Genomic DNA, 12,746 nt, shown 5'->3' on the forward strand with positions numbered 1-12,746 from the left:
GGCTCAGCCACGTGTCCATCGCCGTTTCCGCGTCCATTGCGACCGACCACCTCATGCGTTTTCCCGGACGGTTCGCCGACGTACTGCTGGCCGATCAGCTCGACCACGTGTCGCTGAGCTTCCTCGTCGACGATCTGCAGATCCGTCGCGGAGGCGTCGGTGGCAACATCGCCTATGCCATGGGCCTGCTCAATCGGACGCCCCTGCTGATCGGAGCCGTCGGCGCCGACTTCGGCGAGTACCGCGCCTGGTTGGAGAAGCACGGGGTCGACTGCTCCACCGTGCTGGTGTCCGACCGCGCGCACACCGCGCGTTTCGTCTGCACCACCGACGACGACATGGCCCAGCTCGCGTCGTTCTACCCCGGCGCGATGAGTGAGGCCCGCGACATCTCCATCGCCGAACTCGCCGAGACGCGGGACCTCGACCTCGTCCTGATCGGCGCCAACGACCCGGAGGCGATGCTGCGGCACACCGCCGAGTGCCGCGAATTGGGGATCCCGTTCGCCGCCGATCCCTCGCAGCAGCTGGCCCGCTTGGACGGCGACCAGTCCGTGCAGCTGATCGACGGCGCCGCATATCTTTTCACGAACAAGTACGAGTGGGGCCTGCTGCTGCAGAAGACCGGCCTGACCGAGGAAGAGGTCGCCCAGAAGGTCGGCGTCCGCGTCACCACCCTGGGCGCGGACGGCGTGCGGATCGTCGATCGCGACGGCACCGACGTGACCGTCGGCGTCGTGCCCGAGATCGAGAAGGTCGAGCCGACCGGCGTCGGTGACGCCTTCCGCGCAGGCTTCCTCACCGCGCACACCGCCGGGCTGAGCCTGGAGCGTTCCGCGCAGCTGGGCTCGCTGATCGCCGTGCTCGTGCTGGAGACCATGGGCACCCAGGAGTGGACGCTGACCAAGGAGTCCGCGCTCGAGCGCCTCAGCCAGGCCTACGGTCCCGAAGCCGCGGCGGACATCAAGACGCTGCTGTAGACCGTGCGAACGAAAGGCGCGCACCCGGCCGGGTGCGCGCCTTTCCCGCGTTTCCGGGTCAGAGCGAGACCGGGTAGACCGGCTCCTGGATCTCCGGCTTGATCCGGTCCTCGACGAAGATGCCGTGCCACACCATGAACACCAGCAGTGTCCACAGCCTGCGGCTGTGATCGGCGGTCCCGGCCCGGTGCGCGACCAGCATCTCGCTGATCGCGGCCTTGTTCAGCAGGTGGTCGGTCTGCGACTCCGCGATCTGCTGCTGCGCCCAGTCGTAGAGTTCCGTGCCGCGCAGCCAGTGCCGCAGCGGGACCGGGAAGCCGAGTTTGGCGCGGTGCAGCACGTGCGGCGGCACGATGCCCTCCAGCGCCTGACGCAGCGCGTACTTCGTGGTCTCCTTGGTGATCTTCTGGTCGAACGGCAATCCCTCGGCCGCCTTCAGCACCTCGGAGTCCAGGAACGGCACGCGCAGTTCCAGCGAGTTGGCCATGGTCATCTTGTCGGCCTTGACCAGGATGTCGCCGCGCAACCAGGTGAACAGGTCCAGGTGCTGCATCCGGGCCACCGGATCCCAGCCGCGCGACTGCGCGTAGAGCGGCGCGGTGACGTCCTGGTGGGTCCATTCCGGCCGGAACTCGCGCAGCACGGCGCGCAGCTGGGCGTCGCTGAAGCTGCGCGCGTTGCCGTAGTAGCGCTCCTCCAGCGTGAGCGAGCCGCGGTGCAACAGGCTCTTGCCCCTCGTGCCGTCCGGAATCCGGTCCGACAGCTTGCCCGCCAGCCTGCGCAGGCCGCGGGGCAGCTTCTCGAACGGCTTCAGCGACAGCGGCTCGCGGTAGATGGTGTACCCGCCGAACAGCTCGTCGGCGCCCTCACCCGAGAGCACCACCTTGACGTGCTTGCGGGCCTCCTTGGCGACGAAGTACAGCGGGACCAGCGCCGGGTCGGCCACCGGGTCGTCGAGGTACCAGACGATCTCCGGGATCGCCGCGGCGAACTCGGCGGGGGAGACCACCTTCACCACGTGCCGCGCGCCGATCGCCTCGGCGCTCTCGGCGGCCACGTCCACCTCCGAGTAGCCCTCGCGCTCGAACCCGGTGGTGAACGTGATCAGCTTCGGGTTGTGCCGCATGGCCAGCGCCGCGACCGCGGTGGAGTCGATGCCGCCGGACAGGAACGAGCCGACTGTCACGTCGGCGCGCATGTGCTTGGCGACGGAGTCCTCGAGCGCCGCGGCGATCTCCCGGTAGCGGGACGCCGCCGAGCCGGGGGTGAACGGGCGCACCGGGAACTTCGGGGTGAAGTACCGGGTGACGACCGGCGCCGCGCCGGGCCGCACGGTGGCGTAGCTGCCCGATTCCAGCCTGCGGACGTCCTTGTGCAGCGTCTCCGGCTCGGGCACGTATTGCAGCACCGTGTAGTGCTCCAGCGCGCGCGGGTCCAGCTCGTCGCTCAGCCGCAGCGCGGGCAGCAGTTCGAGCAGGCTCTTCTTCTCGCTGCCGAACGCGGTTCCGCCCGGCCCGGTGGCCAGGAACAGCGGTTTGATGCCGAACGGGTCGCGGGCCAGGAACAGCTCCTTGGTCTCGGCGTCCCAGATCGCGAAGGCGAACATGCCGCGCAGCCGCCGCACTGCCTCCGGACCCCAGTAGTGGAACGCCGCGACGATGGCCTCGCTGTCGCCCTCGGTCTGGAAGATCTTGCCGTCCGGGAACTCGGCGGCGTGCGCCTCGGCGAGTTCCGCGCGCAGCTCGAGATAGTTGTAGATCTCGCCGTTGAAGGTGAGCGCGTAGCGGTCGGGCCGCTCGGGCGGGCCCCAGCGCAGCGGCTGGTGCGAGTGCTCGATGTCGATGATCGACAGGCGGTTGAACCCGAAGATCACATGGTCGTCGTGCCAGGTGCCGCGCTCGTCCGGGCCGCGGTGGCGCACGCAGTGCAAGGCCTCGTAGACCTGCTCCACCGTGCCAGGTGCCGCCTCGTCAGATGCCAGGAATCCGAGCAGTCCACACACGGCGTCGGCAACCTCATTTCTCACAGTCGGGATACGCGCGCACCGGATGGGGCGCAAGGGGACGAAATCTAGTGTCCGAGTATGCCGCACCTAGGGCGTCCGCGCGTCGCGCGCGTCACGTCAGGGCGGAATCGCTGGTGACGATGATCCCGGCGGGCCCGGTGAGGTGTCGAAGCCGACCCGACGACAAAGGGGGGGTGCGTTTGGTCTACGCTGCGTAGTACTCAGGTCTCTCTCAGGCGACCCGCGCGCGACTGCGCCGGCCCGGGGAGTGCCCTGATACGAGCTTAGGACGTATCGTCGGGGCCCATCGCAGCCCGGACGATGCACTGTCGGAATGTGTGGCGACCAGGAAGGCGTGAGCGTGGCGCACAAGGCGAGCGAAGAGATCGGGGCACGACCCGCCCGGGGTCGGCAGGGCCGTATCCTTCGGCGGGCCGGGCTGGCGGTGTCCTTGGGGATCACCGCGCTGCTCGTCTCGGGCTGCTCGATCGACACTGTTTGGCTGCGGTTCGGCTGGCCGTCCGGCATCACGCCGCAGGCCACCCGGATGCGGGAGTTGTGGACCTGGTCGGTCATCGCCGCGCTGGCGATGGGCGTGCTGGTCTGGGGTCTGACCTTCTGGACCATCGCGTTCCACCGCAAGAAGGCCGACTCTCCGGAGTTCCCGCGCCAGACCGGCTACAACGTGCCGCTGGAGCTGACCTACACGGCGATTCCGTTCGTCATCATCGCCGTGCTGTTCTACTTCACCGTGGTCGTGCAGAACTACGTGCACGAGAAGGTGGACAACCCCGACGTCACCGTCGACGTGACCGCCTTCCAGTGGAACTGGAAGTTCGGCTACCGCAACGTCGACTTCAAGGGCGGCTACCGGTTCGACGGCGTCGACGCCTCGCGTGAGGCGCTGAACCAGGAGCAGCTCGAGGGGTACAAGGAACGGACCAAGGACGGTCACCCGCAGCCTGGCCCGGTGCACGGCAAGCCGGAGAACGACATCCTCTCCTACCTGCACTACGACAAGGTCGAGACGATCGGCTCGAGCAACGAGATCCCGGTCCTGGTGCTGCCGACCGGCAAGGTCATCGAGTTCCAGCTCGCCGCCGCCGACGTGATCCACGCCTTCTGGGTGCCGGAGTTCCTGTTCAAGCGCGACGTGATGCCCAACCCGAAGGAAAACCACTCCGACAACGTCTTCCAGATCTCCAAGATCGAGAAGGAAGGCGCGTTCGTCGGCCGCTGCGCCGAGATGTGCGGCACCTTCCACTCGATGATGAACTTCGAGGTCCGCGCGGTCACGCCGGAGAAGTTCACCAAGTACCTGGACGCGCGTCAGGCGGGCAAGACCAACGCCGAGGCGCTCGCGTCCATCGGGGAGTCTCCGGTCGCCACGTCCACCGCGCCGTTCAACACCAGGCGCGACACCAAGAGCGCGGCCTCGGCCGAGAGCAAGTGAGGATTGATCTGACATGAAGATCGAAGCGCGGATTTTCGAACTGCTCACGGTGTTCTTCATCATCATCGCGGGCGTCTACGGCTTCTTCACCGGTCAGTCGCGTACGGGTGTCGAGTGGGCGGGCACCACGGCCATGGTGTTGACCGCGGGTCTGTCGCTGATCATCGGGACCTACTTCCGGTTCGTCGCCCGTCGTCTCGACCTGCGCCCGGAGGACTACGAGGACGCCGAGATCGTCGACGGTGCGGGCGACCTGGGCTTCTTCTCGCCCGGCAGCTTCTGGCCGATCACGCTGGCCGCCGCCGGTTCGGTGACCGCGCTCGGCCTGGCGTTCTTCCAGTTCTGGCTGATCGGCATCGGCGTCGTGTGCGTCCTGACCGCCGCCGCCGGGCTGGTGTTCGAGTACTACCTCGGCCCCGAGAAGCACTGAGCCGAAGATCTGCCGAAACGGCCCCACCGGAAAAATCCGGTGGGGCCGTTTCGCGTGTGCGACGAGCTGCCGAAGCGGCGGAGTCCGGGTAGCTCCGGGCCCGCACCTGCTATGAAGGTGCGGGTGGGAGAGAAGTTGCTGGAACCGACCTTGAAGGCGTTACCGCACGGACCGCACGGCCTCGCTCGCGACCTGGTGACGGGCTCGCAACGGCAGCGCCTGCTGTACGGGGTCACGGTCGTCGTCGCCGACCGGGGCTACCTCGATGCGACGATCGCGGATATCGCCGCTGCCGCGAAGGTTTCGCGTCGGACGTTTTATCAGCACTTTCCGGACAAGGAAGCCTGCTTCCTCGCGGCGGCCGAGACCGGCCGCGATCTGATGATCGATCATCTCCGGCAGGTCATGAGGCAGATCTCGTCCGAGCCGGTGACGCCACTCGAAGCGCTCCGCCGCGGCATCCGTGAGTACCTCACGCTGCTGCGCGACGAGCCTTCGTTCGCCCGTGCCTTCTACCTGGAAACCGCGGTGGCCGGGTCGCGCGCGATCGAGTCGTTCGAACGATGCCAGCAGTGGTTCGCCGGATTCATCCGATCTTGGCGTGCGGCAGCGGGCCCCGTCGACTCCACCGTTCCCGATTGCGCGTACCTGGCGGTCACCGACGCGACCAACGAGGCCGTCCGCCGAACCCTCCGTGCCGGAGGAGACTTGCTCGAGCTCGAGGAAGCCGTTGTGTACATCCACCGCGCCTTGCTCGGGCCGCCGACGCCCGCCGACTAGGACAGAACTCTGTCGCCGGCCCCGGTGAGGTTGCAGGATGCGTCGTCGCTGGTGTTGCCACCTTCCGAGGCAATTCTCGCGAACACCTCGGCGCAGTTGACCACAGCTGTCCCGGACCTGTTGCCGAGAACCGTGGAGTCCCGCAGGAGGACGGTGCCGAGAGGGACGTCCACCAGGTCGGTCAACCGGCGTGGAAGGGTGTCGAGGTAGGCCGGCGCGACGTTGATGCCACTGCCGCCGTCGGATGCGGTGTTCCCGGTGATCGTCGCGCGATCGAAGGTCACCACGCCCCTTCCCCGAACGTCGACGCCGCCGCCGCGTCCGGCGAAACCGCCGGGGCGGTACCAGACTCCGGGGTCGACCACGTGGTTGTCCGCGATGGTGGTGTCGGTGAAGGTGCAGGTGTTGTCGCACCGCACACCACCCGCCTCGCCCGCGGAATTGCCGGAGATGACCGTATTCCTCGTCTTCAAGTCCGAGCCGGGCACGTTGAAGATGCCGCCGCCGTATCCGGCGCTGTTGCCCTGGACCACGACGTCGTCGAGAACGAGATCCGACGAATTCGCGATGCCGCCCCCGCCGGTGTCGTAGAACGGGATCTCGTGCTGGGCGGCGACTCCGCCGGTCACCGTCAATCCCGCCAACGTCACGGGCGCGGCGACACTGAGCACCCGGTCGATCCCGCCCGCGTCCAGAACTGTTCGATCGCGGCCGGCGCCGCGCAGCGTCGTGGGGGCGGTCAGGTTCAGGTCGCCCGTGGTCGGATCAGGGTTGCGACCCTGTACTTTCCGCTGGTCGGGGGCGATCGTCAACACGTATCGACCGGCGGGAACCACGATTGTGCTGCCTGGACGGGCATTGGCCGTCTGCACCGCGGCGCGCAGCGTGCAGGCGCCGGAGATCGTGCGGCATTGCCCGCTGCCTGGGTCGGCCGCTACGTCGTCCGTCGTGGAGTCCACCGTTATCACACCCGGCGCACCCGCGGTGGGTGAGGTGTCGGCGTCGGCCGCTGCGGGAAAACCGGCCACGGCTCCCGCGACCAGGGCTGAGATGGCGAATGCGCTGATCGCCGCGGCAGATGTGCTCGTCCTCATGAGGTCTCTGATCCGATCACGAACATGGAGTAAGGTACGCCCGCGTATAAGTAGGGAACGTGAGCGTTTACAACTATGTCGCATCAGAACCCGCTACCGGTGGCGTTTTCCGGAATTCGGTCCGCAGTCGCTGATCGGCATCGGCGTCGTCCGCATCCTGACAGCCGCGGCAGGGCGGTGTTCGAGAACTACCTCGGGCCCGAGAAGCGCTCAGTCGGAGTTTCACCGAGTGTGAGTGGCGAATTCGGCGGTGCGTGCTCGCGAATCAGACCCGCTGTGTCCGGCTCACCTCAGGCTCCGTTGCGGTCGGAGGCCGCGATCACCTCGGGCGCGCCGAGTAGTGGCGTGAACTCCACGATCTCGTGCGTCGCGACGCCGTGGAGCAGGTACGGATCGGTGGCAAGGATCGAGTCGAGCCGATCGCGCGGCATATCGGTGGTCAGGTAGACGCCGCCCACCAGTGGAACGCGGCGTCCCGCCAGCACGAGGCGCCGGTCGGTGATGAGCTGCTCCAGCCAGCGACCGTGAGCGGGGCGCAGGGGGTCCACTTCGGCGAGCGGAACGGTGTAGGTGACGGTCACGACGAACATGAACGCAACGCTAGCGCTGGCCCTGATCGGTGGTCACGGCGATTTCCGGCGGCACGCGCACCAGCGGCCCTCGACCGAGGGATGGTGCGGGCCGAACCGCTACTCCGCTTCGTACCGCAGCGAGTTCTCCGAACGGCAGATCTCCTCGATGCCGGAGACGATGTCGCGCAACTGTTCCGACGGGAGCGCGGCAGGGCGCAGGCGGCAGGTGAAGGTGATCAGGCCGTGGTCTTCGGCGGGCAGGCCGCGGGCGGCGGATTCGGCGCGCAGGTAGCGCGAGCGGACGCCGTAGGTCATCGCGGAGATGACCGTGAAGCAGCCGGTGCGTTCCCGGTGTCCCGAGAACAGATCGTGGAGGCGGTAGAACACCGACGTATAGCTCGACAGGGGCGCGAAAATGCCCACCCGGTAGGCGGGACCACGCTCGGACGAGCTGAGCGCCGTATCGGCCAGATACTCCGCATCGCGGAGGGTTTGCACCTTCGGCGCGAACAGCACCGCGCCCGCGGCCGCGTTGCGCACAGGCATGCCCGCCTTGCCGGGCGCGGCGGAGGCGATGGCGCCCAGCGATTTCCGCGCGCGCGACCCGACCTCGCGCCGGGCGCGCAGTCCCCTGGTGGGCGCGGTGGGGTACAGGCTCGACCACTGCCCGAAGCGCACGGTGCCCAGCTGTACGTGACCGGTGCCGACCGGGCGCGCCACCTTCAGCGGCGCGGTATCGACCCAGCGGCCGACCTGCAGTTCGGCGTTGCCGGGCCGCAAGATCTCCGCATAGGCGTGCTCGACGAAGGAGTCGAAGTCCAGGAACCGGTCGGCGTCGGTGGTCAGCCAGGTGCGTTCCTTGTCGATCTCGATCGCGTCCAGGGTGAGCGCGGTGATGATGCCCGCCCGGCCGCCCGCGCCCAGGATGCGCTGGAACCGCTCGGTGTGGTGGGTGCGCCCGCAGGTGCCGATGCGCCCGTCGGTGTCCACGTACTCCAGATCGACGATCTGGTCGATGAACAGGCCGTGTTTGTGCGAGGCCGCGCTGACGCCGCCGACCGAGGCGAAGCCGCCCGCGGTGATGTCGCGGTGATCGCCGACGACGGGCAGGCCGAGGCCGTGCGCGCCGAGCCTGCGGTCGATATCGGAGAGTTTGGCGCCCGCCTGCACCCGGACGGTGCGCCGGCCCAGGTTGATGTCCAGCACCTGATTCATCCGGCGCAGCGACACCACGGTCGGCTGAGCGGGCAGCGCGAGGCCCTCGTCGAGCAGCTCGCCGCCGCGCACCATCAGCCGTTCCGATCGCCCACGTGAATCCCGCACCGTGCGAACGACATCGGCGGTATCGCGGGGGAGGTATTCCTCGGCGTTGGAGACAATGTGCGGCGTGCTCATGGCAGAAGAGCTAACCACAGCGCGGCCCGCGCCGCTCCCCCGAAGCGGGGTGTCACCGCGACGCCGGCGCAAGGCTCTTGCTGAACAGGACGGATCCGGCGGCGTCGCACAGATCTACGGTCAGTTCCCTTGACCTTCCGTCGATGCGCACCTCGCCGAAATGCTGGAAGGCGTCCAGTGGCGAGCTGTTCTGCACCGGCGGGGCGTGCACGTAGACCGCCTCCGGACCGAACGTGCCGTCGAGCTGGTTCGGGCCGAACGCGCCCGCGTTGAGCGGACCGGAGACGAACTCCCAGAACTCGTCGAAGTCGGTGAAGGCCGCCCGCTCGGGCGAATAACGGTGCGCCGCCGTGTAGTGCACGTCGGCGGTGAGCCAGACGACGTTGGCCACCTTGTTCGCCTTGATCGACGACAGCACCTGGGCGATCTCGCGTTCCCGGCCCGACGGCGCGCCGGGATCGCCGTTGGCGGGTCCCTCGAAGGCGGTGGTGTTCTTCTGTTCGCCGTCCGGGACGACCAAGCCGAGCGGCAGGTCGTTGGCGATGATCTTCCAGGTGGCGGTGGACTCGCGCAGGCTGTCGACGAGCCACTTCGTCTGCGCCGGACCGAAGATGCGGCCGTCGGGGCCGTTGTTCGCGTTGTTGGCGTCCTTGTTCGCGCGCATGTCCAGCACGAAGACGTCGAGCAGCGGACCGTAGGAGATCTTGCGATACAGGCGGCCGTCCACCGCTTCCCTCGGCTCCAGCGGCATCCACTCGTGGAAGGCCTGCCAGGAACGGGTGGCCAGGGTGTCCATGGAGCGTTCGGTGTAGCCCTTGGACTCGCCGACCAGTCCGCCCGGGTACCAGTTGTTCACCGTCTCGTGGTCGTCCCACTGGACCACTTGGGCGACCGAACTGTTGAAGCGGCGGTAGTTCTCGTCGGTCAGGTTGTAGGCGTAGTTGCCGCGGAACTGGTCGAGGGTCTGCGCGACAGCGCTTTTCGCCTCGCTCACCACATTGCGCCAGATCCGCCCGTCGGGCAGGGCGACCGATTCCCGCAGCGGTCCGTCGGCGTAGATCGAGTCGCCGGAGTGCAGGAACAGATGCGGGTCGCGGGCGGCCATGACGGCGAAGATCCTCATGCCGCCCAGCTCCGGGTTGATGCCGTAGCCCTGGCCCGCGACGTCGCCGGACCACTGGAGCCGGATGTCCGACGCGGCGGTGGGCGCGGTGCGGAAGACGCCGGTGACCGGTTCGGAGGTGGCGCCGTCCTCGCCGCGCAGCGTCACCCGGTAGTGCACCTGCGTTCCGGCGGGCAGGCCGTTGACCCGCACCCGGCCGGTGCCGTCGGAGTCGGGTGTGAGCAGCGGTCCGGTGAAACGCTTGGGATCGGTGAACGATTCCGTGGCGGCGGTTTCCACCAGCAAGGTGGCGGGGCGATCGGCGCGGGCCCAGATCAGTGCGCCGTCCGCGCGCGGATCACCCACCGCGACACCGTGTGTGAGCACCGGCCGCCCGCGGACCAGCGCGGGGCCGTTGTCCGGCGAGCATGCCGCCAGTGCAGGGGCCGCCACCAGTCCGAGCGCGGAGGCGCGCAATACGGTGCGCCGGGAGGGTCTCGAGTCCGAGCCGGTCATGAGGCAACCCTGACGCAACTACGTCAACGGCGCGTGAACGGGCCGGGTCCGTGTGGACAACAAGCAAGAGTCAGTGCGCCAGGCGCGCTATACGGTGGTGCAGTTCGCCCGCCCAGTCCACGCCGGCCAGGTGCTGGTAGTCCACCCACAGCGCGTCGAACACGTCGCGGCCCTCGGAGAGCCAACCGCCGCGCTTGTCCGCCTCCAGGACCACGCTCATGCCGGTCTCGGTCGGAACGAAAGTCACCTCGAGCTGGTTCAGGCCCGGGTAGTGCGGTGCGCCCGCGAACTCGATCTCCTGGTAGAACGGCAGCGTCTGGGGCGTGTCGTGCACCCGGCCGGATTCCACGTCCGCGCTACGCAAATGGAATCCCAAGCGTTCCACCGCTTCCAGCAGCACGTGCTGAGCGGGCAGGGCGCCGACGCCGATCGGGTCGGTGTCGGCGGCGTCCACCGCGCCGTGGATCTCCACGATCGTGCGCAGCGAGACCACCGTGCCGGGCAGGTGTCGTCCGTTGTAGAACGTGATCGGTGTTTCCATCGGCGCGCGGGCCGCGAACCGGAACTCCAGCGGCGCCCCCTCGGGCAGATGCAACGGTCCGTGCACCCCGGTACGTCCGAACGCGACGTCGCGCACGCCCTCGTGATCCTCGTACTCCTGCTCGGCCCTGGTCACGAACTCGACGGCCACCTGGGTGATCTCCTGCGCGACCGCTCCGCCCCGCAAACGGATCACGCCCTCCACCGTGCCCCCGGGCTGCACACCCGGCGTGAACAACTCGGTTTCCACTTCGGCCCCACCGACCCCGGCCACCGCCAGCAACTTCTTGAACATGCCCGTACTTTCGCCGCGCCGTCTTACCGAAGGCTTGTCATTACCTTGTCGCTGTGGACGACTCGGCCGAGTCTAGGGCAGCGCCGATCGAGCGGCGGCGACGAAGGCGTCGCAAGCAGCGGGATCCTTGTCGCCGCCGGGGTATTCGACGCCGCTGTTGACGTCGACGGCGTACGGGTGGACCTGCCCGACGGCCGCGGCGACCGTCGCGGGCGTGAGGCCGCCTGCCAGTACGACGGGACGGTCGAACTCGGCCATCGCGCCGACGATGGTGGCGCTGATCGACCAATCGTGTGCGCGTCCGGTGCCGCCCAGCCGGTCGGGGGTGCGCGAATCGAGCAGCACCGCATCGCAATACGGAGCCATGGCGCGTGCGGCGCCGACGGCCTCCGGACCGGTCACGTGTACGGCGGCGAGAACCGGCCGCCCGGCCGCGCGTTCGTGTACCCGGGCGACCACATCGGCGGAGACCAGCCCGTGGACCTGGATCGCGTCCACACCCACCCGGTCGGCCAGTGCGATGATCGCCGCCGGGTCCTCCAGATGTGTGACCAGCACCCGGGTGACGAACGGCGGGGTGGCCGCCGCCAGCGTGGCAGCGCGACGCCGGTCGAGCGCGTCTTCACTGACATGCGTTACGCCCGAGATGAATCCGACCGCGTCGGCGCCCGCGGCGACGGCGGCGCGCAGGTCGGCCTCCGATCGGATGCCACAGATCTTCGTCCGTACGGTCGACGGGCGCACGTCAGCCGGCTCGAGGGGACCTTGATCGTCCTGGATGGAGTGATCAGCCTGCGGCGGTGTCCGGGATGCGGACGGGGACGGCGGCGGGGTGGCTGCCGCTGGGGACGCCCTTCTTCAGGCTGTGGGCGTAGACGTCGACGTACTCCTGGCCGGTGAGCTGCATGAGCTCGTACATGACCTCGTCGGTGACGGCGCGCTCGACGAAGCGGTTGCCGCCCATGCCGTCGTAGCGGGAGAAGTCGATGGGCTCGCCGAACTTGACTTTCACCTTCCTGCGGCGCCAGCGGAACGGTCCGGGCGGGCTCACCTCGTCGGTGCCGATGACGGCGACCGGGATGACGGGGACGCCGGTCTCCAGCGCCAGGCGGGCCAAGCCGGTCTTGCCCTTGTACAGGCGGCCGTCGGGGGAGCGGGTGCCCTCGGGGTAGAGGCCGACCAGACGGCCCTGGTCGAGCAGCTTGCGGGCGGCGTTGAGCGCGTCCTCGGCGGCGTCGGCGCCGCTGCGATCGATCGGGTACTGGCCCGAGGCGCTGAAGAAGAACTTCTGGAGCCGGCCCTTGATGCCCGGGGTGTTGAAGTACTCGGCCTTGGCGAGGTAGCTGATCCGCCGCGGGCTGAGCAACGGAGCGAACAGCCAGTCGGCGAAGGAGAGATGGTTACCCGCCATGATGGCCGGCCCGTCCGCCGGAATGTTCTCTACGCCTTCGACCGTAGGCCGGTTGTAGAGATGAATGAACGGTCCCAGCAGCACGAACTTCAGCAGCCAGTAGAACATGACGTCCTTCCCCCGGGACCGGGATAGTTGCGGGCACCTGCTTCAACTGCCGACTTTACCGCCGG

Annotated in this window: 12 protein-coding genes; 4 read left to right on the forward strand and 8 right to left on the reverse strand. The window is 68.4% G+C overall.

Annotation, left to right across the window (positions count from 1 at the left end; genetic code table 11):
* Positions 1 to 11: 11 nt before the first annotated feature.
* The gene (locus tag ACFV2O_RS19780) at positions 12 to 980 is read left to right on the forward strand and encodes a carbohydrate kinase family protein (protein ID WP_355072915.1); all 969 of its coding nucleotides are present in this window, start codon (positions 12 to 14) and stop codon (positions 978 to 980) included.
* A 58-nt stretch (positions 981 to 1,038) separates the two neighbouring features.
* On the opposite strand, the gene asnB is transcribed toward ACFV2O_RS19780, so the two are convergent.
* Entirely contained in the window at positions 1,039 to 2,982 is a 1,944-nt protein-coding gene (asnB, locus tag ACFV2O_RS19785; RefSeq protein ID WP_379253048.1) for an asparagine synthase (glutamine-hydrolyzing), read from the reverse strand.
* Between the two features lie 364 nt (positions 2,983 to 3,346).
* On the opposite strand from asnB, the gene ACFV2O_RS19790 reads away from it, so the two are divergent.
* From ACFV2O_RS19790 to ACFV2O_RS19800, 3 genes are all read left to right on the forward strand, one after another.
* The gene (locus ACFV2O_RS19790) at positions 3,347 to 4,438 is read left to right on the forward strand and encodes a cytochrome c oxidase subunit II (RefSeq protein ID WP_379253049.1); all 1,092 of its coding nucleotides are present in this window, start codon (positions 3,347 to 3,349) and stop codon (positions 4,436 to 4,438) included.
* 13 nt (positions 4,439 to 4,451) lie between these two features.
* Positions 4,452 to 4,868: a cytochrome c oxidase subunit 4 gene (locus tag ACFV2O_RS19795; RefSeq protein WP_355072918.1), complete on the forward strand. Its 417-nt coding sequence runs from the start codon at positions 4,452 to 4,454 to the stop codon at positions 4,866 to 4,868.
* Positions 4,869 to 4,991: 123 nt separating this feature from the next.
* On the forward strand, positions 4,992 to 5,648 hold the full coding sequence (locus ACFV2O_RS19800; protein ID WP_379253050.1) for a TetR/AcrR family transcriptional regulator: 657 nt from the start codon (positions 4,992 to 4,994) through the stop codon (positions 5,646 to 5,648).
* Here ACFV2O_RS19800 and ACFV2O_RS19805 read toward each other — a convergent pair.
* The 7 genes from ACFV2O_RS19805 to ACFV2O_RS19835 all read right to left on the reverse strand — a co-directional run bounded on the left by ACFV2O_RS19805 (position 5,645) and on the right by ACFV2O_RS19835 (position 12,681).
* Positions 5,645 to 6,742 carry a CSLREA domain-containing protein gene (locus ACFV2O_RS19805; protein WP_379253051.1) on the reverse strand — a complete coding sequence of 366 codons (1,098 nt, stop codon included), beginning with the start codon at positions 6,740 to 6,742 and terminating at the stop codon, positions 5,645 to 5,647. The genes ACFV2O_RS19800 and ACFV2O_RS19805 overlap by 4 nt on opposite strands.
* Before the next feature lie 290 nt (positions 6,743 to 7,032).
* Positions 7,033 to 7,332, reverse strand: coding sequence for a YciI family protein (locus ACFV2O_RS19810; RefSeq protein ID WP_379253052.1), 300 nt, complete (start codon positions 7,330 to 7,332; stop codon positions 7,033 to 7,035).
* 99 nt (positions 7,333 to 7,431) lie between these two features.
* Positions 7,432 to 8,709 (reverse strand): FAD-binding oxidoreductase, encoded by a 1,278-nt coding sequence (locus ACFV2O_RS19815; RefSeq protein WP_355072926.1) that lies wholly within the window; start codon positions 8,707 to 8,709, stop codon positions 7,432 to 7,434.
* A gap of 52 nt (positions 8,710 to 8,761) precedes the next feature.
* Positions 8,762 to 10,327 carry an alkaline phosphatase D family protein gene (locus ACFV2O_RS19820; RefSeq protein ID WP_379253053.1) on the reverse strand — a complete coding sequence of 522 codons (1,566 nt, stop codon included), beginning with the start codon at positions 10,325 to 10,327 and terminating at the stop codon, positions 8,762 to 8,764.
* A gap of 70 nt (positions 10,328 to 10,397) precedes the next feature.
* Positions 10,398 to 11,162 (reverse strand): sporulation protein, encoded by a 765-nt coding sequence (locus tag ACFV2O_RS19825; RefSeq protein WP_379253054.1) that lies wholly within the window; start codon positions 11,160 to 11,162, stop codon positions 10,398 to 10,400.
* Between the two features lie 72 nt (positions 11,163 to 11,234).
* Positions 11,235 to 11,906, reverse strand: a complete 672-nt coding sequence (locus ACFV2O_RS19830) for a phosphoribosylanthranilate isomerase (protein WP_379253055.1) — start codon at positions 11,904 to 11,906, stop codon at positions 11,235 to 11,237.
* A 43-nt stretch (positions 11,907 to 11,949) separates the two neighbouring features.
* Complete coding sequence (locus ACFV2O_RS19835) at positions 11,950 to 12,681, reverse strand: lysophospholipid acyltransferase family protein (RefSeq protein WP_379253056.1); 732 nt, start codon at positions 12,679 to 12,681, stop codon at positions 11,950 to 11,952.
* Between the last annotated feature and the right edge of the window lie 65 nt (positions 12,682 to 12,746).

The organism is Nocardia sp. NPDC059691 (assembly GCF_042733915.1).
Taxonomy (GTDB): Bacteria; Actinomycetota; Actinomycetes; order Mycobacteriales; family Mycobacteriaceae; genus Nocardia; species Nocardia sichangensis.